Source organism: Streptomyces sp. 3211.6, from assembly GCF_003634815.1.
In the GTDB taxonomy this organism is placed as follows: domain Bacteria; phylum Actinomycetota; class Actinomycetes; order Streptomycetales; family Streptomycetaceae; genus Streptomyces; species Streptomyces katrae_A.
Genome location: NZ_RBXC01000001.1, coordinates 606,980 through 629,500 on the forward strand (window position 1 = coordinate 606,980; position 22,521 = coordinate 629,500).

Annotated in this window: 18 protein-coding genes; 11 read left to right on the forward strand and 7 right to left on the reverse strand. The window is 74.8% G+C overall.

Annotation, left to right across the window (positions count from 1 at the left end):
* Positions 1 to 30 precede the first annotated feature (30 nt).
* Together BX286_RS03065 and BX286_RS03070 are read right to left on the reverse strand one after the other, a co-directional pair.
* Positions 31 to 678, reverse strand: a complete 648-nt coding sequence (locus BX286_RS03065) for a helix-turn-helix domain-containing protein (protein ID WP_079431034.1) — start codon at positions 676 to 678, stop codon at positions 31 to 33.
* A gap of 65 nt (positions 679 to 743) precedes the next feature.
* Positions 744 to 2,276 (reverse strand): ATP-dependent DNA ligase, encoded by a 1,533-nt coding sequence (locus tag BX286_RS03070; RefSeq protein ID WP_121014469.1) that lies wholly within the window; start codon positions 2,274 to 2,276, stop codon positions 744 to 746.
* 150 nt (positions 2,277 to 2,426) lie between these two features.
* Here BX286_RS03070 and BX286_RS03075 point away from each other — a divergent pair, with 150 nt between their 5' ends.
* The 3 genes from BX286_RS03075 to BX286_RS03085 all read left to right on the forward strand — a co-directional run bounded on the left by BX286_RS03075 (position 2,427) and on the right by BX286_RS03085 (position 7,806).
* Positions 2,427 to 5,141, forward strand: a complete 2,715-nt coding sequence (locus BX286_RS03075) for an alpha/beta fold hydrolase (protein WP_100862228.1) — start codon at positions 2,427 to 2,429, stop codon at positions 5,139 to 5,141.
* Positions 5,138 to 6,019 carry an ABC transporter permease gene (locus BX286_RS03080; protein WP_100862229.1) on the forward strand — a complete coding sequence of 294 codons (882 nt, stop codon included), beginning with the start codon at positions 5,138 to 5,140 and terminating at the stop codon, positions 6,017 to 6,019. Before BX286_RS03075 ends, BX286_RS03080 begins: the two co-directional genes overlap by 4 nt.
* A 242-nt stretch (positions 6,020 to 6,261) precedes the next feature.
* Positions 6,262 to 7,806: an IS1182 family transposase gene (locus BX286_RS03085; protein WP_079423731.1), complete on the forward strand. Its 1,545-nt coding sequence runs from the start codon at positions 6,262 to 6,264 to the stop codon at positions 7,804 to 7,806.
* Positions 7,807 to 7,865: 59 nt separating this feature from the next.
* On the opposite strand, the gene BX286_RS03090 is transcribed toward BX286_RS03085, so the two are convergent.
* The 3 genes from BX286_RS03090 to BX286_RS03100 form a co-directional block, all read right to left on the reverse strand.
* Entirely contained in the window at positions 7,866 to 8,834 is a 969-nt protein-coding gene (locus BX286_RS03090; protein WP_079431030.1) for a D-2-hydroxyacid dehydrogenase family protein, read from the reverse strand.
* The gene (locus BX286_RS03095; protein ID WP_079431029.1) at positions 8,831 to 9,781 is read right to left on the reverse strand and encodes an aldo/keto reductase; all 951 of its coding nucleotides are present in this window, start codon (positions 9,779 to 9,781) and stop codon (positions 8,831 to 8,833) included. Before BX286_RS03095 ends, BX286_RS03090 begins: the two co-directional genes overlap by 4 nt.
* 169 nt (positions 9,782 to 9,950) lie before the next feature.
* Positions 9,951 to 11,126 carry a glycosyltransferase gene (locus BX286_RS03100; RefSeq protein WP_079431028.1) on the reverse strand — a complete coding sequence of 392 codons (1,176 nt, stop codon included), beginning with the start codon at positions 11,124 to 11,126 and terminating at the stop codon, positions 9,951 to 9,953.
* 290 nt (positions 11,127 to 11,416) lie between these two features.
* Between BX286_RS03100 and BX286_RS03105 the strand changes: the two genes are divergently transcribed.
* The 4 genes from BX286_RS03105 to BX286_RS03120 all read left to right on the forward strand — a co-directional run bounded on the left by BX286_RS03105 (position 11,417) and on the right by BX286_RS03120 (position 14,818).
* A complete protein-coding gene (locus BX286_RS03105) occupies positions 11,417 to 12,184 on the forward strand; it encodes a trans-aconitate 2-methyltransferase (RefSeq protein WP_100862232.1) in 768 nt (255 codons plus the stop codon).
* A gap of 45 nt (positions 12,185 to 12,229) precedes the next feature.
* Positions 12,230 to 12,688: a hypothetical protein gene (locus tag BX286_RS03110; protein WP_121014470.1), complete on the forward strand. Its 459-nt coding sequence runs from the start codon at positions 12,230 to 12,232 to the stop codon at positions 12,686 to 12,688.
* A gap of 184 nt (positions 12,689 to 12,872) precedes the next feature.
* Positions 12,873 to 13,538 carry a class I SAM-dependent methyltransferase gene (locus BX286_RS03115; protein WP_121014471.1) on the forward strand — a complete coding sequence of 222 codons (666 nt, stop codon included), beginning with the start codon at positions 12,873 to 12,875 and terminating at the stop codon, positions 13,536 to 13,538.
* A 293-nt stretch (positions 13,539 to 13,831) separates the two neighbouring features.
* Entirely contained in the window at positions 13,832 to 14,818 is a 987-nt protein-coding gene (locus BX286_RS03120) for a hydroxyacid dehydrogenase (RefSeq protein ID WP_121017514.1), read from the forward strand.
* Here BX286_RS03120 and BX286_RS03125 read toward each other — a convergent pair.
* Together BX286_RS03125 and BX286_RS03130 are read right to left on the reverse strand one after the other, a co-directional pair.
* On the reverse strand, positions 14,806 to 15,606 hold the full coding sequence (locus tag BX286_RS03125) for a sugar phosphate isomerase/epimerase (RefSeq protein WP_121014472.1): 801 nt from the start codon (positions 15,604 to 15,606) through the stop codon (positions 14,806 to 14,808). The genes BX286_RS03120 and BX286_RS03125 overlap by 13 nt on opposite strands.
* Positions 15,603 to 16,679 carry a LacI family DNA-binding transcriptional regulator gene (locus tag BX286_RS03130; protein WP_121014473.1) on the reverse strand — a complete coding sequence of 359 codons (1,077 nt, stop codon included), beginning with the start codon at positions 16,677 to 16,679 and terminating at the stop codon, positions 15,603 to 15,605. The genes BX286_RS03125 and BX286_RS03130 overlap by 4 nt, the downstream gene beginning before the upstream one ends.
* A gap of 204 nt (positions 16,680 to 16,883) precedes the next feature.
* Here BX286_RS03130 and BX286_RS03135 point away from each other — a divergent pair, with 204 nt between their 5' ends.
* The 4 genes from BX286_RS03135 (at position 16,884) to BX286_RS03150 (ending at position 22,489) form a co-directional block, all read left to right on the forward strand.
* Complete coding sequence (locus BX286_RS03135; protein WP_079431022.1) at positions 16,884 to 18,035, forward strand: Gfo/Idh/MocA family protein; 1,152 nt, start codon at positions 16,884 to 16,886, stop codon at positions 18,033 to 18,035.
* Positions 18,032 to 19,192 (forward strand): dihydrodipicolinate synthase family protein, encoded by a 1,161-nt coding sequence (locus BX286_RS03140; protein WP_261993326.1) that lies wholly within the window; start codon positions 18,032 to 18,034, stop codon positions 19,190 to 19,192. The genes BX286_RS03135 and BX286_RS03140 overlap by 4 nt, the downstream gene beginning before the upstream one ends.
* Positions 19,189 to 20,031 carry a sugar phosphate isomerase/epimerase family protein gene (locus tag BX286_RS03145; RefSeq protein WP_398898149.1) on the forward strand — a complete coding sequence of 281 codons (843 nt, stop codon included), beginning with the start codon at positions 19,189 to 19,191 and terminating at the stop codon, positions 20,029 to 20,031. The genes BX286_RS03140 and BX286_RS03145 overlap by 4 nt, the downstream gene beginning before the upstream one ends.
* Positions 20,032 to 20,095: 64 nt before the next feature.
* Positions 20,096 to 22,489 (forward strand): polysaccharide lyase 8 family protein, encoded by a 2,394-nt coding sequence (locus BX286_RS03150; RefSeq protein ID WP_121014474.1) that lies wholly within the window; start codon positions 20,096 to 20,098, stop codon positions 22,487 to 22,489.
* The last annotated feature ends 32 nt before the right edge of the window (positions 22,490 to 22,521 follow it).

A 22,521-nucleotide genomic window follows, 5' to 3' on the forward strand; every position in this document is an offset into this window, starting at 1 on the left:
TCGGCTGATCAGCGGTGGCGGCTATGACGGCTAGGGGTGGTGCTTGGCGGTGCCGCCGAGGCACATCCCGGCGAGGCTGCTCTGCAACAGCGTGTGGACGAACAGCAGCTCCGCCCCGCCGGGACCGGCCGCGCCGATCCGGTGCGGGGTCAGCGAGTCGAAGTGGGCGCTGTCCCCCGGCTCCAGCAGGTGCTCGGCCTCCCCCAGGTGCAGCCGCAGCCGCCCGCCGAGCACGTACAGCCACTCCTCCCCGGGATGGACGCGCACCAGCTCGCCCTGGCTGCGCCCCGGGGGGACGTGCACGCGCAGCGCCTGCATGCCCCGCCCGGAGCCCCCGGCCTGCCAGTACGTCCACCCGTCGGCCTCGCGGGCCCCGGGACCGCCGGCCCGTACGATGGGATCGGCGACTCCCTGGGTCTCGCCGAGCAGTTCGGAGACGGTCGTACCGTAGGTGCGGGCGAGCCCGAGCAGCAGCGGCAGCGAGGGCTGGCGCCGGCCGGTCTCCAGCCGCGACAGGTGCGCGGGCGACAGCCGGGCCCTGGCTGCGGCCGCCTCCAGGGTGAGCCCGGCGCGCCGGCGCAGCTCGCGCAGCTGCGGGGCCACGGCGGGCAGCTCTTCGGCGCCGCCGGGGGCCTGTGGGGCCTCGGTGTCCGGGGGGTCCTCGGGACGGGGGGTCATGTCCCGATTGAGCCAGAATCTTGCCTCGCTGGCAATCTTCCTTGCCTCTGAGGCAAATTCCCCGGTCAGCCGCGGCGCTGCTCCAGCACCGTCTCCACCGTGTCGGCCGCCCCCGGCGCCTTGTCGGGGCGGTGCCTCAGGACCCGGGCGAAGCGCAGGGCCACCCCGGCCGGGTAGCGCGGGGAGCGCTGGAGGCCGTCGTAGGCGATCTCCACGACCAGCTCCGGCCTGACCCGGACGGTGAACCCGTCGTCCTCCACGGCGAGCTCGCGCAGCCGCTCGGTCTGCCAGCGCAGCATCTCGTCGGTGAGGCCCTTGAACGTCTTGCCGAGCATGGCGAAGCTCCCGTCGGCGGCGCGGGCGCCCAGGTGCAGGTTCGACAGCAGGCCGGTGCGGCGGCCGTGGCCCCATTCGGCGGCGAGTACCACCAGGTCGAGGGTGTGCACGGGTTTGACCTTCAGCCACTGTTTGCCGCGCCGGCCCGCCGCGTACGGGGAGCCGAGCCCCTTGGCCATGACCCCTTCGTGCCCCCGGCCCAGGGTCTCGGCCAGGAACTCCCGGGCCCGCTCTTCCTGGGCGGCCGGGTCCTCCACCACCAGCCGGCGGACCCGCGCGGCCTGCGGGACGAGGCCGGCCAGGGCGGCGTACCGGTCACGGACCGGCAGGTCCAGCAGGACCCGTTCGCCGAGGGCCAGCACGTCGAAGAAGAACGCGCCGACGGGGAGGGTCCGCCGTGCGGCGTCCACGTCCACGCGGGAGCCGACGCGGCTCGCGATCTCCTGGAACGGGACCGGCCGCCCGGCGGCGTCGTGCCCGATGACCTCCCCGTCCAGGATGAACCGCTCCCCGGGCAGGCTCAGGGCGAGCTCGACGACCTCGGGCAGCCGGGCGGTGATCTCGTCCAGGGAGCGGGTGTAGACGTGGACCTCCCCGCCCTCCCGGTGGACCTGGACCCGGATCCCGTCGAGCTTCTCCTCCACCGCGCACGGCCCGAGCGCGCGCAGGGCGTCCTCCAGCGAGCGGGCGGTCCCGGCCAGCATCGGCTGGACGGGCTGCCCGATGCGCAGGGCCACCCCGCTCAGCGCCGCGGCCCCCTCGGCCAGTACCGCGGCCGCCACCCGGGGCAGCGAGCCGTCCAGCATCACCGCCCTGCGCAGGTCGGCCGCCGGCACCCCGGCGGCGGCCGCGACCCCCTCCAGGGCCACCGCGTCCAGCGCGCCCTGGCGCACCTCCCCGGAGAGCAGGCTGCGCAGGAACCGTTGCTCGGGCGCGGTGGCGGCGCCCAGCAGGGCGGCCACGATCCGGCGGCGCTCGGCCTGCGCCCCCGGGCCGGAGACGGCGGCCAGCTCGGCCACGGCCGCGTCGACGGCCCGTACGGTCAAGGTGGGCTCCGCCGCCGGCCCGGTGTCCTGGGCCAGGGTGCGCCAGCCGATGCCCGGGCGGCCCTGCGGCAGGCGGCCGGAGAGGTAGGCGATGACCAGGCCGGCCTCGTCGGCGGGCGCGGCCGCGAAGAGCTCCGCGAGCAGGGCGGTCTTGCGCGACCGGGCGGAGGTCTCGGCGACCTCCCGGGACACGCGCGCGACCTCGGCCAGCAGCATGCGCCCCATCCTGCCGCCGCCGGGGCCGCCCCGCAGCCCGGCGCCTACCGCGGGTGCGGTACGCGGGGCCGCGCGGGTACTCCTGGAGAAGGGGCGGGGCTCCCCCTGAGGGAGCTCGGGGAAGGAGATCACGGCCCTTAGGGTTCCCCTATGAAGCTCCGACTCCCCCGGCGGCCCCGGGACCGCCTGCTCGCCGGTGCCGCCGCCCTCGCGGTGCTCGCGGGCGCCGGCACCTGGACGGCCGCGGCCGCTTCCGGGGAAGGGCCGGCCGTGCACCGCCAGGACCAGGTCCTGCGGATGCCCGGCACGGACGCAGGCGGTCCCACCGGCATCGACACCTCCTTCTTCACGGCCGGCGACACCACGCAACGCCGTCCGGCCGTCCTCCTGGGCCACGGCTTCGGCGGCAGCAAGGACGACGTCCGCGCCCAGGCCGAACGCCTGGCCCGCGACGGGTACGCGGTCATGACCTGGTCGGCGCGCGGTTTCGGCCGCTCCGGCGGGAAGATCGGGCTGAACGACCCCGAGCACGAGGTCAAGGACGTCTCGGCGCTCGTCGACTGGCTGGCCCGCCGGCCCGAGGTCCGGCTGGACGCGGCCGGCGACCCGCGCGTGGGCGTGGCCGGCGCCTCCTACGGCGGGGCCGTGGCGCTGCTGGCCGCCGGGTACGACCGGCGGGTGGACGCGATCGCCCCGCAGATCACGTACTGGAACCTCGCGGACGCCCTGTTCCCGCAGGGCGTGTTCAAGAAGCTCTGGGCCGGGATCTTCTTCACCAGCGGTGCGGCTGACGGCCTCCAGCAGGCCGGCGGCCCGGCAGTCGCGGCGAGACCCCCGGCGGCCCCGGGCTGCGGACGGTTCGAGCCGCAGCTGTGCGCCATGTACGAGCGGGTCGCGGTGGCGGGGAAGCCCGACGCCGAGGCGCGCGCCCTGCTGGAGCGGCGCAGCCCCTCGGCCGTGGGCGACCGGATCAGGGTTCCGGCGCTGATCGTGCAGGGGCAGGACGACTCCCTGTTCCCGCTGGACCAGGCCGACGCCATGGCCAGGGCCATCTCCGCGAACGGCGCGCCGGTGGCCGTGGACTGGGCGGCCGGCGGGCACGACGGCGGCATGGGCGAGTCCGGCCGGGTCGAGTCCCGGGTGGAGGCCTGGTTCGACCGCTATCTCAAGGATGACGCGGGCGCGGACACCGGCCCGGCCTTCCGTGTCTCGCGCACCGGCGGCGTCGACTCCACCGACGGGCGGATCATGGTGCGCGGCGCGAGCGGCGACCGCTATCCCGGGTTGGTACCGGAGCCACGGCCGTATTCCCTGGCCGGGCCCGAGCAGACCTTCCAGAACCCGGCGGGCGGGGCCCCGCCGGCGCTGTCGGCGCTGCCCGGGATCGGCGGGCAGCTGGCCTCCCTCGGGACCGGGTTCTCCCTGGACTTCCCCGGGCAGAACGCCCGTTTCGAGTCGGAGCCGCTGGCCGAGGAGGTCCGGGTCACCGGCACCCCGACCATCACCCTGAACCTGAGGTCGACGGCTGCGGACGGTTCGGCCGTGCTGTTCGGCAAGCTGTACGACGTGGGGCCCGACGGGCGCCAGCAGGTGCTGCCGAGCCAGCTGGTGGCCCCCGTCCGGGTGACGGACGCCGGGCAGGGCCGCAGCGTGCAGCTGCGGCTGCCCGCCGTCGACCACGCCTTCCAGGCCGGGCACCGGCTGCGGCTGGTGGTCGCGGCCACCGACCTGGGCTACGCGTCCCCGGCAGAGCCCGCCTCGTACACCGTCTCGGTGCACGAACCGCTCCAGGTGCCCGTCGCCGCCGGAGTGCGGACCGCCACCGCCGGTCTGCCCGGCTGGATCTGGTGGCTGCCGCTGGGCGCGGTGGCGCTGGCCGCCGCGCTGCTCGGGATCCGCCGCACCGGCGGGAGCCGGGCCGGTGCGGCGGCGCCGGAACCGGTACTGGCCGGCGTACCGCTCGACATCACCGGTCTGACGAAGCGCTACGCGAAGTCCCAGGACCGGTACGCCGTGCGGGACCTGTCCTTCCGGGTGGAGCGGGGCCAGGTGCTGGGTCTGCTGGGGCCCAACGGGGCCGGGAAGACCACCACGCTGCGGATGCTGATGGGCCTGATCACGCCGGACGCCGGGGAGATCCGGGTGTTCGGGCACGCGATCCGCCCCGGGGCGCCGGTGCTGTCGCGGGTCGGCGCGTTCGTGGAGGGCGCCGGGTTCCTGCCGCACCTGAGCGGCCGGGCCAACCTGGAGCTGTACTGGCAGGCCACCGGCCGCCCCGCCGAGGACGCTCACCTGGCCGAGGCCCTGGAGATCGCCGGCCTCGGCGACGCCCTGGAGCGCGCGGTGCGCACGTACTCGCAGGGCATGCGCCAGCGGCTCGCGATCGCCCAGGCGATGCTGGGGCTGCCGGACCTGCTGATCCTGGACGAGCCGACGAACGGTCTGGACCCGCCGCAGATCCGGGAGATGCGCGACGTGATGATCCGCTACGCCGCCGGCGGGCGGACGGTCATCGTCTCCAGCCACCTGCTGTCGGAGGTGGAGCAGTCCTGCACCCATCTGGTGGTCATGGACCGCGGGCGGCTGGTGCAGGCCGGTCCGGTCGCCGAGATCACCGGCGGCGGGGACACCCTGCTGGTCGCGCTCGGTGGACCGGTGGACGAGGCGGCCGTGGGCAAGGTCGCGGCGCTGGAGGGCGTCGCCTCCGTGGTGCCCGCCGACGAGGGGCTCCTCGTACGGCTCGACGGTGCGACGCCCGCCGCCCTGATCGCCGAACTCGTACGGCTGGAGCTGCCGGTGACGGCGGTGGGGCCGCACCGCCGGCTGGAGGACGCCTTCCTGACCCTGATCGGAGGTGCGGCATGAGCGCCGTACGGACTTCGGCACCCGCCGAGGAGACCGCCCCCGGCTACCGGCCGGGGCGGACGCTGCCGCTGCGGGTGGAGGCGCTGCGGCAGTGGCGCCGGCGGCGGACGCTGGTGATGGGCGGGGTGCTGGCCGCACTGCCGTTCGTCATGATCATCGCCTTCGCGGTGGGCGGGGCGGACAACGGGCGGGGCGGCAGCGACGGCCGGGTCAGCTTCATCGACACCGCCACGGCCTCCGGCGCGAACTTCGCCGCGACCTGCCTGTTCGTGTCGGCCGGGTTCCTGCTGGTGGTGCCGGTGGCCCTGTTCTGCGGGGACACCGTGGCCTCGGAGGCGAGCTGGTCCTCGCTGCGCTATCTGCTGGCCTCGCCGGTGCCCCGGTCCCGGCTGCTGTGGAGCAAGCTGGTGGTGGCGCTGGGGTTCAGCCTCGCCGCGATCGTGCTGCTGCCGGTGGTGGCCCTGGCGGCGGGCACGGCCGCGTACGGGTGGGGGCCGCTGAAGCTGCCCGCGGGCGGGGCCCTCGCGGCCGCGGACACGGTGCCCCGGCTGGCGCTGGCGGTGGCCTTCGTGTTCGTGTCGCAACTGGTCACGGCCGGGCTGGCGTTCTGGCTGTCGACGCGGACGGACGCGCCGCTGGGCGCGGTCGGCGGGGCGGTCGGGCTGACGATCGTGGGGAACGTGCTGGACGCGGTGACCGCGCTCGGGTCGTGGCGGGAGTTCCTGCCCGCGCACTGGCAGTTCGCCTGGGCGGACGCCCTGCAGCCGCAGCTGGAATGGGGCGGGATGGCCAAGGGGGCGGTGGTGTCGGTCTCGTACGCGCTGGTGCTGTTCGCCCTCGCGTTCCGCGGCTTCTCCCGCAAGGACATCGTGTCCTGAGGACCGCCGCGCACCCGGGCCGGGGGCCCTCCCGGCCGTGGCGGGGAGGGCCCTCGGTGCGTCCGGTGCCAGGGCCTGTCGTCAAATTCCCGTCTGCCCCGCGACGGGCGACGACGGGACTTTGACGACAGGCCCTAGAAGACTGATGAAGATGTTGGGTTCTGGCCCCGCCGCGTCAGCGGTGGGGCCAGACTCGTGTTGTGGTTCAAGGGGAGTGGGTCGGGGAGACGGTCGGACCTGATGTGTGGGCGACGTGCCGGGAGTTGATTCCGGCTGGGAGTGTGTTCGCGTTCCTGGCCGAGCACCGTGGCCGGTTGTTCCCCGCGGCGATGTTCGCGGACATGTATCCGTCGGCGAACGGGCGGCCGTCCATGCCGCCGCAGATTCTGGCCGCGGCGATCACATTGCAGGCCCTGCACGGCATGTCGGACTTCGAGACGGTCCAGGAACTGCGGTGTGACCTGCGGTGGAAGGCCGCGTGCGGGCTGGGACTGCATGACACCGCGTTCGACCCGTCGCTTCTGGCGTACTTCCGGCGCCGGCTGGCCCGCTCCACCAGCCCGAACCGGGCCTTCGAGGCCGTGCGGGAGGTCGTGAAGGCCACCGGTGTCCTCAGGGGCAAGCACCGGCGGGCACTGGACTCCACCGTGCTGGACGACGCGGTCGCCACCCAGGACACCGTCACCCAGATCATCGGCGCCATCCGGGTGGTGATCCGGGAAGTCCCCGGCGGCGCCGAGGCTGCCGCCGCGCAGTGCACCGCCCACGACTACACCGACCCGGGCAAACCCCGCATCACCTGGAACGATGCCCAGGCACGAGCCAACCTGGTCGACGCGCTCGTCGGCGACGCGGTCAGACTGCTCGGGCATCTGCCCGAGCAGGAACTGGGCGAGAAGGCAGCGAACGCGGTCGGCATCCTCGCGCTGGTCGCCGGGCAGGACGTGGAACCGGCCGAGGACTCCGACGGCCGTGACGGCCGCTGGCGCATCACCCAAGGGACCGCCCCGGACCGGATGATCTCCACCGTCGACCCCGAGTCCCGGCACATCCACAAGACCCGCTCCCATCAGCAGGACGGATACAAGGCCCACCTCGCCGTCGAGCCGGAGACCGGGTTATACACCGCCGTCGCCCTGCGGCCCGGGGCCGGGCCAGAGCACCACGAGGCAGCCGTCGGCCTTGAACTGCTGGCCGAGGAGGACACCCCGGTGGACGCCTTCGGTGACACCGCCTACTCCACCGGCGACGCCCGCCAGGCCCTCGAAGAGGCCGGACACCGGCTGTTCCTCAAACCCGCCCCGCTGCGGCCGGCCGTCCCAGACGGCTTCACCCTCGACGACTTCGCCATCGACACCTCGGCCGCCACCGTGACCTGCCCCCAAGGCCACACCGTCGGCCTGTCCGAGCCCGGCGGCCGCCACCACCAGCGCAGGGCCGTCTTCGGGAACGTGTGCACCCGATGCCCGCTGCGTGAGCAGTGCACCAAGGCCAAAGCCGGACGCGTCCTGACCATCCGCCCCCACCACGATCTCCAAGCCGCGGCCCGCCGCCAGGCCGCCACCGACCCCGCCTGGCAGGCCGACTACCGCCGCTGGCGGCCACCAGTCGAACGTGCCGTCGCCTGGCTCGTCCACCACGGCAACCGCCGACTCCGCTACCGGGGCACCATCAGCAACAACGCCTGGCTCCACACCCGAGCAGCCGCCCTCAACCTCCGCCGCCTGATCAACCTCGGACTCACTCACACAGGCGGCACCTGGCACCTCGCACCGGCCATCACATAACCAGAGGGGCCGCCCGGCCTACGGCCGGACGGCCCCTCAACAAGATCTTCATCAGTCTTCTAGGTCAGGACGCGGACGGGTGCGCCGTCGAGGAAGGCGAGGACGTCCTCGACCGCCTCCCCGTAGTACGTGGTGTAGTTGGCCCGGGTGACGTAGCCGAGGTGCGGGGTCGCCAGCAGGTTCGGTGCGGTGCGCAGCGGGTCGTCCGCGGGCAGCGGCTCGGTGTCGAAGACGTCCAGGCCGGCTCCCGCGAGCCGCCCGGCGCGCAGGGCCTGGGCCAGCGCCTCCTGGTCCACGATCGCGGACCGGGACGTGTTCACCAGGTAGGCGGTCGGCCGCATCAGGGCCAGCTCGGCCGCGCCGATCAGCCCCCGGGTGCGTTCGCCGAGGGCGAGGTGGACCGAGACGAAGTCACTGTCCGCCAGCAGCGCCTCCTTCGACGGGGCCAGGGAGACCCCTTCGGCGTCGGCCCGCTCCTTGGTGAGGTTCTGGCTCCAGGCCGTGACCTCCATGCCGAAGGCGAGCCCGATCCGGGCCACGCGGCTGCCCGTCTTGCCCAGGCCCAGCAGGCCGAGGCGGCGGCCGTGGAGGTCGGCGCCCACGGTCTGCTGCCAGGGGCCGCCCTCGCGCAGGGCGGTGTTCTCCGTGACGATCCCGCGCGCGAGGCCGAGGAGCAGGGCCCAGGTGAGCTCGACGGGCGGGGTGGAGGAGCTGGCGGTGCCGCACACCGTGACGCCGGCCCGTTCGGCGGCGGCGTGGTCGATGACCGAGTTGCGCATGCCGCTGGCCACGAGCAGCTTCAGGCGGGGCAGCCGCTCCAGCAGGCTCGCGGGGAACGGGACGCGTTCGCGCAGGGTGACGAGGATGTCGTAACCGGCCAGGCGGGCGGCGAGTTCGTCCTCGTCGGCGAGGTGGTCGCGGTAGGTGACCACCTCGACGCCCCGCGCGGTGACGGGCGACCAGTCCGCGAGGGTGGTGGCCACCCCCTGGAAGTCGTCCAGCACCGCGCAGCGCAGGGGGGCGGTCATCCGGCGTGGGCCTGGGCGACGGCGTCGATCTCGCCCAGCAGCTGCGCGTCCAGCGGGCGGTCGGCGACGGCCGCGTTGGCGCGTACCTGCTCGGCGGAGGTGGCGCCGGCGATGACTGAGGCGCAGCCGGGCTGGGCGGAGAGCCAGCCGATGGCGAGCTCCAGCACCGTACGGCCGTGCTTCTCGGCGATCGCGGCCAGGGCTTCGACGGTGTCGAGGCGTTCCTCGGTGAGGTAGGAGTCGCGGCCGTCGAGGCGGGAGCCGGGCGGGACCGGCGCGCCGCGGCGGATCTTGCCCGTGAGCAGGCCGTTGGCGAGGGGGAAGTAGGGCAGGACGCCCAGGCCGTAGTGGCGGGCGGCGGGGACCAGTTCGCGTTCGGCCGACCGCTGCAGGAGCGACCATTCGTTCTGGGCCGAGACGAAGGGCACCGCGCCGGTCTCGCGGGCGGTGTGGGCGGCTTCGGCGAGCTGCCAGCCGCTGAAGTTGGAGTGGCCGATGTAGCGGACCTTGCCCTCGGCGACGAGTTCGGTGAGCGCCGCGAGGGTTTCCGCGATGGGCGTGGCCGGGTCGGGGCTGTGCAGCTGGAGCAGGTCGATGTGGTCGGTCTCCAGGCGGCGCAGGGACTCCTCGACGGCGCGCCGGATGTAGCCGCGGCCGCCGCGGGCGCCGGCGGCGGGCCCGTAGCCCATGTCGACGCCGTCGTAGCCGAACTTGGTGGCGAGGACCACCTGGTCGCGGCGGCCCTTGAGGGCCTGGCCGAGGTGGCGCTCGGAGCCGCCCTGGCCGCCGTAGATGTCGGCGGTGTCGAGCAGGGTGATGCCGGAGTCGAGGGCGGCGTCGACGACGGCCCGGGTGGCCTGGAGGTCGAGGCGGCCGCCGAAGTTGTTGCAGCCGAGGCCTACCGCGGAGACCAGGAGACCTGAACTGCCCAGGGGGAGATAGCGCATGACGGACCGTCCTCCACACTCATCGGTTGCATGATCGACGAGCGGCCAGTCTAGGCATACCGTCCGGTCGGCGGACCCGGCCTGCGGCCCCGGGACGTGAACACCGTGTGTCAGCACGGAGGGGCGCCGCCGGCCCGGTGCCGGCGACGCCCCTCCCCCGTGTTGCGGATCAGCCGTTGGCGGCGGCCAGCAGCACGTCCACGAGCCGCTCGGCGGCGTCCGGCCGTCCGTACGCCCGGGCCCGCTCGGCCATCTGGGCGCGCCGGCCGGGGTCGGTGAGGAGCGGGCCGACGGCCTCGGCGAGGCCGTGCGCGGTGACCTCGCCGAGCAGGGCGACGGCCGCGCCCGCGTCCGCCAGGTACTGGGCGTTGTGCGCCTGCTCGTTGCCGGCCGAGGTGGCCAGCGGGACGAACACAGCCGGCTTGCCCAGCGCGGTCAGCTCCGCCAGGGTGCCCGCGCCGGAGCGGGAGATCACGATGTCGGCGAGCGCCAGCACGTCGGGCAGCTCCGGCCCGACGAACCCGGTCACGTGGTAGCGGCCCGCGAGCACGGGGTCCAGCCCGGCGGCCGCGAAACGGAGCTCGTCGACGTTGGCCGGGCCGCACTGGTGGATCACGTTCGCGTGGCTCAGCAGCCACGGGAGCACCTCGCGCACCACGCCGTTGATCTGCTGGGCGCCCTGCGCGCCACCGGTGACGTAGACGGTGGGGAGGCGGCGGTCGAACCCGACGAGGTTCAGCGCGTGCACGGCCTTGTCGGGGTGCCCGGACAGCACCTCGGGGCGGACCGGGTTGCCGGTGACGACCGCGCGGTCGCGGACCTCGGCGGGGAGCAGCGGGAGCGAGGACTCCGAGGACACGGCGATGCGCGTCGCGGACCCGGCGAGCTTGCGGTTGGCGAGGCCGAGGCGCACGGTCTGCTCGTGCAGCACGAGCGGCCGCTTGCACAGCCGCGCCGCCAGCCCGGCGGGCACCGCGACGTAGCCGCCGGTGGCCAGGACCACGTCGGGCTCGAACTCGGACACGATGGCCCGGGCCTGGGCCACGCCGAGCGGGACCCGTGCCATGTCCTTCATGTTCGCGGCCGACAGCATCTTCAGCGGGTTCGCCGAGCGGCGGATCTTGCCGGTGGCGACGGTCTTGAACGCGATCCCCTCGGCCGGTGCGACCCGCGCCTCCAGACCGTCGGCGGTGCCGATCCACAGCACGTCGAGCGTGCCGCCGGCGGCCGCGAGTCGGCCCTGGAGGGTACGGATCGCGGTCAGGGCGGGGTACGTGTGTCCCCCGGTCCCCCCACCCGTGACGAGCAGCCGGAAGGAACGCGGAAGCGCGGAAGAAAGGTTCACCCGGCCCACCCTACTGTCCCTACGGGAACACCTCCCTCCGGGGCCACCCGCCCGGTGGTGACCCGGGCCCCCGCTCCGAAGCCGCACACGAGGTCGGCCCGGCGGCGCGGTTCCCCAGGGGCGCGGTACGCCTGGCCGCCCGGGCCGAACCGGGCCCGGACCCGGCGACCCAGCGGCCGTCGGACCCGGGGACGGCCGGCCCGGCCTCAGGATGCGGCCGCCGCTCGGTTCGCCGTCCGAGTCGGTACGCGTCACGCGGTGACCGAGGTCCGCGTGTCAGGATGCTCGGCATGTCCGATCGCGCACTGAGCTTCGGGACGAGGGCGGCGGCCTACGAACGGTTCCGCCCCGGCTATCCCGACGCGCTGGCCGACCTGGTCGTCGCCTACGCCGGCCGGCCGGTCCGGACCGCCCTGGAGATCGGCGCCGGAACGGGCAAGGCGACCCGCGTGTTCGCCGCGCGGGGCATCTCCGTCACCGCGACGGAACCCGACCGGGCCATGCTCGCCGAGCTGCGCCGGCACGCGCCGCCGACGGTCCGCACGGTCCGGGCCGCCTTCGAGGAGCTGCGCCCCGGCGAGCGGTACGACGCCGTGTACGCGGCGGCGGCGCTGCACTGGACGCGGCCGGAGGGCCGGTGGCCGCGCGTGGCCGCCCTGCTGCGGCCGGACGGGGTCTTCGCCTGCTTCGGCGGGCCGGTCCACTTGGCGGACCCGGACGTGGAGGAGGCCGTCCGCGCGGCCCGGGCACCGTTCCTGGAGAGCGACGAGGCCCCGTCCCCGGACGGCGCACCCGCTGGGTACGACCCGAGGTGGCCGGGTACGGAACTCCGGCGGTCCGAATGGTTCACCGACGTCCGGCAGTCGGCCGTCGAACGCCGCCTGACCATGACCGCCCACGACTACCTGGGGCATCTGTCGACCGTCTCCGCCTATCTGATGCTGCCGGCCCCGGAACAGGAGCTGGTCTTCGCCCGGATCGCACGGGTCCTCCCGCCGACGGTCGGGATCGTCGCCGACATCACCGTCCACCTCGCCCGGCGGCGCGCCGCGGCATGACGCCCCGGCTCCGCCGCGCCCAGCTCCCTGGGCCATGATCACTGCATGAACTCCCCTCGTCTCCCGACGACCGAGTCGGCCGTCCGCGCGATCCGCGAGATCGCGGAGGAGTACCGGCGGACGGCGACGGTCACCGACGACATCGGCGCCGACCGGACCTCGCGCCGCACCGCCGCCGACCCCTTCGCCACCCTCGACCCCGACTGCTCCCTGCCGCACGAGGCGTTCGTCGAAGTCGACGGCACGCCCGAGGTCAGCGTCCGCCTGCACCCCGAGGGCGACGCGAAGATCACGGTGGACCAGGTCGAGTTCCACGACGTCCCCCGCGACGCGGTCCCCGCCTTCCTCCGCTCGGTCTACGGAGGCCTCGCCCACACCAGGGGCCGTTTCTTCCCGCCCGGCCTGTGGCTGGTCGTCCCGCTGCCCGGGGACGAGGTCTACAAGGAACCCGTCACCTCCCTCCACCCCACACCCTGGCTCCTGCGCAACTCCCGCGCCACGTAACGCTCGTCGCGCAGCGTTCCGGACGAAAGACCCTCGGACGCCCTCCCTCAACCGGTCCACCTCGACGCGTGGTGACCGCTACCGGCCGGAGCCGGCGGCTGTGGCCCTCGCAGGCTGAGCAGGGCGGCCGCTGCCCCTAGGCTGGGGGCACGGTCACGGTGGCGGGCCGGAAGGAGGTGCCGGTATGACGGAGGCCGGGGAGGGGCTCGCCGAGGGCCAGCGGGAGCACTGGGAGCGGACCTACGGCGCACATCCCGGTATGTACGGCGAGCGGCCCTCGGAGGCGGCGGTCCGCGCCGCCGGGGTCTTCCGGACCGAGGGTGCCCGTCAGGTGCTCGAGCTGGGTGCGGGGCACGGCCGTGACGCCCTGTACTTCGCCCGCGCCGGCTTCGAGGTGCTGGCCACCGACTTCAGCCCGGCCGGCCTGGAGCAGCTGCGCCGGGGGGCCGCCGCCCAGGGGCTGGCCGGGCGGGTCGCCACCGCGGTCCACGACGTGCGCGAGCCCCTGCCCTTGGACGATGCCTCGGTGGACGGCGTGTTCGCCCACATGCTCCTGTGCATGGCTCTGTCCACGCGCGAGATCCACGCTCTGGTCGGCGAGGTCCGCCGGGTGCTGAGGCCAGGCGGCACCTTCCTCTACACCGTCCGCCACACCGGCGACGCGCACTACCGGGCCGGGACCTTCCACGGGGACGGCATCTGGGAGCACGGCGGGTTCGCCGTCCACTTCTTCCCGCGCGCACTCGTCGACGCCCTCGCCGAGGGCTGGACCCTCCGGGAGGTCCACCCCTTCGAGGAGGGCGCTCTGCCGCGCCGGCTGTGGTGCGTCACCCAGACCACCCCGGAGTGAGCGCCGGCCGGAGCCCCCGGCCCAGCTCCCGCCCCCGTAGGCCGGGGGCCGACCCGATCGGGTAGCCACGCGGCGCCGCTGACGGGGCCCGGCCTGATCGGGCCTGCGGGTGAACCACGGCGCCCCGTGCCCCGTGTCGCCGCTCCTGGGCCGCCCGGCTCTGTGAGCATCGTCCTGCTCCCTCCCCGTTCACGGCCTGCGGCCTCCAGCGCCTCCGGCGTCCGGGTTCCACCGCAGGAGAGGACCGATTGACCAGATCCGCCGTCTCCGCCCGGCCCGCCACCGTGCTCGCGATGAGTCCGGACACCCGGGCGGCCGTTCTCCGCGGCCGGGCTCTGGCCGAGCTGGTCCGGGTCGCCGATGTGGAGCCCGAGCTCCTGCTCACCGACTTCGCGCGGCCCGGCCCCGTACTCGGGGCCCGGCTCGCCCACGCCGAGGTGCTGTTCACCGGATGGGGCTGTCCGGTCCTCGACGCGGACGCGCTGCGCCGGATGCCCCGGCTGCGGGCCGTCGTGCACGCCGCCGGAAGCGTCAAGGGGCATGTGACCGACGCCTGCTGGGAGCGCGGTCTGCTGGTCTCCAGCGCGGCCGCCGCGAACGCCCTGCCGGTCGCGGAGTACACGCTCGCCGCGATCCTGTTCTCCAACAAGCGGGTCCTGGAGGCCGCCCGCGCCTACCGGACCGCGCGCGGCCCGGTCGGCCCCCTGGTCCGCTTCCCGGAGGCCGGCAACTACCGGCGGACCGTCGGGCTCGTCGGCGCCTCCCGCACCGGCCGCCGGGTGCTGGAGCTGCTGCGGCCGTTCGACCTGTGGGTCCTGGTGCACGACCCGTACGCCGATCCCGCCGAACTCGCCGCCCTCGGCGGCGAGCCCTGCGGCTTGGACGCCCTGCTCCGCCGCAGTGACGTGGTGAGCCTGCACGCCCCCGAACTCCCCCGCACCCGTGGTCTGCTGGACGCCTCCCGGCTGGCCCTGATGCAGGACGGCGCCACGCTGATCAACACCGCGCGGGGCTCCCTGGTCGACACGGCGGCGCTGACGCGGGAGCTGGTCACCGGCCGGCTCCACGCCGTCCTCGACCACACCGAACCGGAGGTGCTGCCTGCCGGGTCCCCCCTGTACGACCTGCCGAACGTCCTGCTCACCCCCCATGTGGCGGGTTCGCTGGGCGGAGAGCTGGACCGGCTGGCGGTGGTGGCGGTCGAGGAGCTGGAGCGCTACGCGCGGGGAGTCGGCTTCCGCTACCCGGTGGACCCGGGCCGGCTCTCCTACTCGGCCTGAGCGGCATGGGCCACCAGCCCCTCGAGGTGTTCACGGCCCCGGGTGAGCCGGGGGCCGGCCAGCTCGGCCGCCTCGGGGTACCAGCGTCTCTCGTACTCCCAGCACAGCCACCCGTCGGCCGGTGCCGCGGCCACCGCCCCGGCGAGCGGCAGCACACCCGCACCCAGCCCGACCGGGGTCAGGTCCTCGGCCGACGCCACGTCCTTGACCTGGACGTAACCCAGATGCGGCCCGAGCCTGCGTCTCGACTCGGCCGGCCCCTCGCCTCCCAGCCAGGTGTGCAGCACGTCCCACAAGGCGCCTGCCGCCGGGTGGCCGACCACGTCGAGCACGCGGGCGGCTGCCGCCGCCGTGCGGTGCGAGTCGTGGGTCTCCAGCAGGATCCGTACGCCGTTCCGCTCGGCGTAGGGAGCGGCTTCCCGCAGGCGGCGTACGGCGTTGGTGTCGGCCTGCGGTCCGGGCAGGCCTTCCCCGCCGGGGAAGACCCGGACGTAGGGGGCTTCGAGGTCGGCGGCGAGCCGGACCAGGGACCTCAGCTCGCCGAGGACCGGCTCGTCGCCGCCCGGCGCCGCCACCCTGGTGTAGCCCGCCACCCCGAGGACGCGTACGCCGGCGCGCGTGAGGGTCCGCAGCCCGGCTGCCCGGTCCCCGGGCGGGCTCTGGGGGTGCAGTGGTTCCTCGGGGTGGGCCCGCAGTTCGAGGCCGTCGTAGCCGTGGCCGGCGGCCAGTGCGGCGCTGCGGGCGAGCGGGGTCCCCGGCAGGCCGAGGGTGGAGAAGGCGTACCTCACGGCGTCCTCCGTGCCGGTGGTGGTGGCGCGGTCGAACCGCGCACCATGAGTTCGGTGGGCAGGGTGGTGATGCCTCCCGGCGGCAGGGGCCGGCGGCTGGTCACCAGTTGGGCGGCGAGCACGCCCGCCTCGCGCAGCGGCACCCGGACGGTGGTGAGGGCGGGGGCGGTGTCCTGGCTGAACGGCAGGTCGTCGAAGCCGGTGACCGAGACGTCCTCGGGTATGCGCAGGCCCGCTTCGCGCAGGGCTGCGGCGACGCCCGCGGCGGCCGTGTCGTTGGCTGCCGCGACGGCGGTGAAGGGCTCTCCCCTGCGCAGGAGTTCGCGGGTGGCGTCATAGCCGGCGGAGCGCTCGGACCCGGCGTGGACGGTGAGGGCGGCGCAGGCTCGGGGCAGGGCCGGGTCGTGGCGCTGGAGGGCTTCCTGGTGTCCGGCGAGGCGCTCGCGGGTGGTGCTCTGCCCCGACGGGCCGGCGATGTAGGCGATGCGCCGGTGGCCCAGTGTCAGGAGGTGTTCGGCGAGGCGGAAGGCGCCCCCTCGGTCGTCGAACTCGACGGTGGCGACGGGCAGTGCGGAGGGCACCGGCACCGGCGGGCGCCCGCAGAGGACCACACGGGTCCCGGCGGCGGCCATGCGGGCCAGGCGCAGGGTGAGGGCGTCGCTGTGTTCGGGGTCCTCGGTGGCCGCGCCGGTGAGGACGACGCCTCCGGCGCGCTGGCCTTCGAGCAGGGTGAGGTAGGCGGTCTCGGTGGCGGGAACGCCCTGGGTGTTGCAGACGACGGCCAGCCGGCGCGGCTCGACCCCGCCGGCGGGGTCGAGGGCGCTCTGCAGGGATCCCGCGAGGATGCCGAAGTAGCTGTCGGCGATGTCGTGCACGAGGATCCCGACGAGGTCCGAGGTGGCGGCCGCGAGGGCGCGGGCGGGGGCGTTGGCGATGTAGCCGAGCTCTTCGACGGCCCGCTCCACCCGGGTCCGGGTGCCTCCGGCCACCGGATAGCCGCCGTTCAGTACCCGCGAGACCGTGGCGGGCGAGACCCCCGCGCGCACCGCGACCTCCGCAAGCGTCACTGCCATCGGGATCCCCTCCCCTGGTGGCCCGCCGCTGCCGCGGGCCGTCGTCCGATCTGCTCCGTCCTCCTCATGATGCCCGAATCAGAAAGCGCTTTCCATCACTCGATCGGGTAATTGAAGAGACTCGATTTCCAGGCCTACCGTGAAACGCAGAAAGCGCTTTCCATCGCTTTCACACACGAGCCGACGGACCGGAGGAAGGTCATCATGGAACGCAGGACGATCAGGATCGCGATGAACGGCGTGACGGGCCGGATGGGGTACCGCCAGCACCTGGTGCGGTCCGTCCTCGCGCTGCGCGAGCAGGGCGGGCTGGACCTCGGCGACGGCACGCTGCTGTGGCCGGAACCGGTACTGGTCGGGCGCCGCGAGGCCGCCCTGCGGGCCATCGCCGAACGGCACGGCCTGGAGCACGTGAGCACGGACCTGGAGGCGGTCCTGGCCGATCCGGGGGTGGAGGTCTATTTCGACGCCCAGGTGACCGGCGCCCGGGAGGCGGCTCTGCGCCGGGCTCTGGCGGCCGGGAAGCACGTGTACTGCGAGAAGCCGACGGCATCGGACTTCCCCACGGCACTGGAGCTGGCCCGGCTGGCGGCGGCGGCCGGGGTCAAACACGGCGTGGTGCAGGACAAGCTGTTCCTGCCGGGCCTGCTCAAACTGAGGCGGCTGGTCGAGGACGGCTTCTTCGGCGAGGTCCTCTCCGTCCGGGGGGAGTTCGGCTACTGGGTCTTCGAAGGGGACGGGCGGCCCGCCCAGCGCCCCTCCTGGAACTACCGGGCGCAGGACGGCGGGGGCATCGTCGCCGACATGTTCCCGCACTGGGAGTACCTGCTGCACGAGCTGTTCGGCCGGGTCCGGACGGTGCAGGCCCTGACCCGCACGCACATCGGCCGCCGCTGGGACGAGGAGGGCAAGCCGTACGAGGCCACGGCCGAGGACGCCGCGTACGGGATCTTCGAGCTGGAGGGCGGCGCCGTGGCGCAGATCAACTCCTCCTGGGCGGTGCGGGTGCACCGCGACGAGCTGGTGGAGTTCCAGGTGGACGGGACGCACGGTTCGGCGGTGGCCGGGCTCAGGAGCTGCCGGACCCAGCACCGCGCGACCACCCCGAGGCCGGTGTGGGATCCGGACCTGCCGTCGGCCGAGCCCTTCCGGGCGCAGTGGCAGGAGGTGCCGGACGACGGCCCGCCGGACAACGGGTTCAAAACCCAGTGGGAGCTGTTCCTGCGGCATGTCGTCCGCGACGAGCCCTGGCGGTGGGACCTGCTCTCCGGGGCCCGGGGAGTACAACTGGCCTCGCTCGGCCTGCGTTCCTGCGCGGAGGGGCGGCGGCTGCCGGTGCCGGAGGTGACACTGTGACCGGGATCCGGCTCCCCTCGGCGGACGGGGGATCGCGCCTGTACCGGTCCTCGGCAGCTCCGCTCGGCCCGTTCGACGGCAGGCCGGCCCGCAGTCGTGTCCTCTACGCCGCCGCCCATGTGGCCGCCGCCCCGCAGGCGGCGCCGGGCGGGGGCGGGCCGGTGGTGGACTGGGAGGCCACCCTGGGCTTCCGGCACCGGCTGTGGGGGCTGGGGCTCGGGGTCGCGGAGGCCATGGACACCGCGCAGCGGGGCATGGGCCTGGGCTGGCCGGAGGCGGCGGAGCTCATCCGCCGTTCGTCGGACGAGGCCCGGGCGGTGGGCGGCCGGATCGTCTGCGGCGCGGGAACCGATCAGCTGGCCGCCGACCGGACGCACTCGCTCGCCGCGGTCACGGCCGCCTACGAGGAACAGCTCGCGCACGTCGAGGGCTGCAGGGCCGGAGCCGTCCTGATGGCCTCCCGCGCCCTGGCCGGGGCGGCCCGGGGCCCCGAGGACTACCTGGAGGTGTACGGAGCACTGCTGAGGCAGAGCTCCCGGCCGGTGGTACTGCACTGGCTGGGCCCGGTCTTCGATCCGGGGCTCGCGGGGTACTGGGGCCATGACGGCCTGGACGAGGCCGCGGACCTGCTCGTGAAGATCGTCGCCGGGCATCCGCGGAAGGTCGACGGCGTCAAGATCTCGCTGCTGGACCCGGAGCGGGAGAAGGACCTGCGGCGCCGGCTCCCGGCGGGCGTGCGCTGCTACACCGGCGACGACCACCACTATCCGGAGCTGATCGCCGGGGACGGGGAGCTGGCCAGCGACGCGCTCCTGGGGATCTTCGGCCCCATCGCCCCCCTCGCCGCCCGGGCGGCGCTCGCCCTGGACCGGGGGGATCCCGGCGGCTTCCGGGCACTGCTGGACCCGACGGTCGAGCTGGCCCGGCACCTGTTCGCACCGCCGACTCCGCTCTACAAGACCGGTGTGGCGCTGCTGGCCTGGCTGGCGGGCCACCAGGAGCACTTCGCGATGCTGGCCGGCCTGGAGTCGGCCCGTTCGCTCCCCCATCTGGCGCGGGCCTACGAACTGGCCGACCTGCTGGGCCTGTTCCCCGATCCGGAACGCGCCGAGCGCCGGATGCGCCGGCTCCTGTCGGAGCGGGGGGTGGCGGAGTGACCGGGGTGGTGGCGGCCCCGGCCCGGTTCAGTCTGAACCAGGAGACCGTGCGGCAGTGGTCGCTGCCGGAGCTGGTGGCCGGGTGCGGTGCGGCCGGGGTGACGACGGTGGGTCTGTGGCGGGACCCGGTGCGCGGGTTCGGGGTGCGGGAGACGGCGAGGCTGGTCGCGGCGGCCGGACTGCGGGTCAGTTCCCTGTGCCGGGGCGGGTTCTTCACCGCGTCGGACCCCGCGGGGCGGGCGGTCGCGCTGGAGGAGAACCGCCGCGCCGTCGAGGAGGCGGCCGAACTGGGTGCGGACGTCCTGGTCCTGGTCGCGGGCGGGCTGCCGGAGGGCGAGCGGGATCTCGCGGAGGCGCGGCGGCGGATCGCCGGGTTCCTGGGCGAGCTGGTTCCGTGGGCCGCGGGGCACGGGGTGCGGCTGGGGATCGAGCCGCTGCACCCGATGTTCGCGGCGGACCGGTGCGTGGTCTCCACACTGGGGCAGGCGCTGGACATCGCCGAGCAGTTCCCGGCGGAGCGGGTCGGGGTGGTGGCCGACTCCTACCACCTGTGGTGGGACGAGCGGCTGGCCGCCGATCTGGACCGGGCCGGTGCGGGCGGGCGGATCGTGTCGGTCCAGGTGGCCGACTGGGTGACTCCGCTGCCCGAGGGCGTCCTGCTGGGCCGGGGGCAGCTCGGTGACGGGTGTGTCGATCTGCGGGCGTTCCGGCAGCTGGCCGACCGGGCGGGATACGGGGGGCCGGTGGAGGTGGAGATCTTCCATCCGGGCCTGTGGGCGCGGGACGGCCGGGAGGTGCTGCGGGAGGTGATCGCCCGCTACCGCGAGCACGTCGAGTGAACCGGGCCGCGGGACCGGCACGGCCTGCCCGGGGCGCTGTACGGATCGGACCAAGGAGCATGTGATGACACGAGTGTGGAGCCGGCGCGCCTTCCTCTCGGCCGCGGGCGGCGGCGCGGTGCGGGCGGGGGCTCCGGCGGGACGGGCGGGCGCCCGGGAGGGGGGCGACGTCCACGCGGCGATGCGCGAGGTCTGGCGCGGACTGGTGCTGGGCGGTGGGTTCTCCGAGGCCGCCGAGCCGTTCCGCTCGCGGCTGGCCGAGCTCGGTGCGGAAGCGGGCCGGTGGGCCGCCACGATGGCTCCGGCGCCCGGTCCGCTCTGGCCGGACCAGCGGTTCGCCTCGGATCCCGAGGCGATGGTGGGCAGCTGCCGCCGGCTGCGGGCCATGGCGGAGGCCCAGGTACGGCCGGGCACCGGGCTCACCGGGGACCCGGCGCTGCTGCGGACCGTGCTGGACGGCGTGGAGCGGTTGCACGCGCAGGTCTACCACGCGGGCCGGGAGCCGTTCGGCAACTGGTGGTGCTGGCAGATCGGCGCACCGCAGGCGCTGCTGGACGTCTGCGTCCTGCTGTACGGGAAGCTGCCGGAGGGCCTGCGGACCGGGCTCTGTGCGGCGGTGGACCATTTCGTCCCGGACTCGGCGGTGGCCGTGTACGGCGGGACGAGTACGGGCGCCAACCGGGTCGACCTGTGCCGGGTGCTGGCTCTGCGCGGTGCCGTGGGCGACGGTTCCGCGAAGGTCGCCCTGGCCCGGGACGCGCTCGGGCCGGTCTTCCCGTACGTCACCGCCGGGGACGGGCTCTACCGGGACGGGTCCTTCGTGCAGCACCTGTCGGTCGCGTACACCGGGACGTACGGAGCGGTGTTCCTGGAGGGGCTCGGCCTGCTGTTCGCGCTGCTGAAGGGGACTCCGTGGCAGATCACCGATCCCGGGCGGCAGTTGGTCTTCGATGGCGTGGAGCGGGGCTGGGCGCCCTTCCTGTTCAACGGCCTGGTCATGGACTCGGTGTCGGGGCGGGCGGTCAGCCGGGGGCTCGCCGCCTCGGACGTGCGGGCGGTCCAGCAGGACGACCACACCCGTGGCCATGCGGTGCTGGCCGCGCTCCTGCTCCTCGCCGAAGGGGCCGGCGGCGGCGAGCGGGCCCGTTGGCGCGGCCTGGTCAAGGGCTGGGCGGCGCGGGCGCACCACAGCCCTCCCCTGGCCGACCGGACGCTGGGGCTCGCCGCCCTGTCCCGGCTGGCCGCGCTCGAAGCCGACCGTTCGGTGGCGCCGCTGCCCGAGCCGGTGGGGCACCGGCTGTTCGCCTCGATGGACCGGGCCACCCATCGGAGACCGGGCTGGGCCGCCTCGCTGTCCATGGCGTCGCGCCGCATCGCCCACTACGAGACGGGCAACGGCGAGAACCTCCGGGGCTGGCACACCGGCAGCGGGATGCTCTGCTGGTGGGGGTCCACGTTCGGCAACGACCAGTACTCGGACGCGTTCTGGCCCACGGTGGACCCGTACCGGCTGCCGGGCACCACCGTGGCACGCAGGGTGCTGGCCGACGGGGCGGGCGGTCCCTGGGGTCAGGCGCGGCCGGACACTGCGTGGGCGGGAGGGTCGAGCGACGGGGAGTTCGCGTCGGTGGGCCAGCACCTGCGCGGTCTGGGGAGCACCCTGGAGGCCCGTAAGTCCTGGTTCTTCCTCGCCGACGCGGTGGTCTGCCTGGGGGCGGGGATCCGCGCCTCGGACGGGGTCCCGGTGGAGTCGGTGGTGGACAACCGCAACCTCGGTGCGGCCGGGACGCACAGGCTGACGGTCGGCGGCCGTGCGCAGCCGCCGGACCTGGGATGGTCGGCGGAGTTCGCTTCCCCCGGCTGGGCGCACGTGGCGGGATTCGGCGGGTACGTCCTCCAGGGCCCGGGCACCTTCAGGGCCCTGAGGCAGGCGCGCACCGGCAGGTGGCGCGACGTGAACCTGGGCGGGTCAGCCGCCGGGCTCACCCGGCGCTACCTCACCCTCTGGTACGACCACGGCACGGACCCGGTGGACGCGGGATACGTGTACCAGCTGCTCCCCGGGGCGTCGGCGGCCCGGACCGCGGCGCGGGCGGCGATGCCGCGATGGCCCGTCGTGCTCGCCAACAGCGCGCAGGCGCAGGGAGTGGCCGTCGGCCCGCTCGGTTTCACGGGGGTCAACTTCTGGCGGGCCGGGGCGGCCGGTCCGCTGGAGGCCAGCGCCCCGTGTTCGGTCACGGTACGGGAGCGGGCCGACGGGACGGCCGGGGTGTACATCGCGGATCCGGCCCGGGAGGCCGGGGAGCTGGAGCTGGTGTGGGACCGGCCCGTCTCGGCGGTGCTGTCCGGGCCGCCGGGCCTGGTCTCGGCGGGGACGGGGACGCGGCTGCGGCTCCGCTTCGGGGACCTCAAGGCCACGGCGGGGGTGAGTCATGAGGTGGTGGTGCGGCTGCGGTGAGGGCTGGGCGGGGGTGGGGAGGCCCCTGCTCC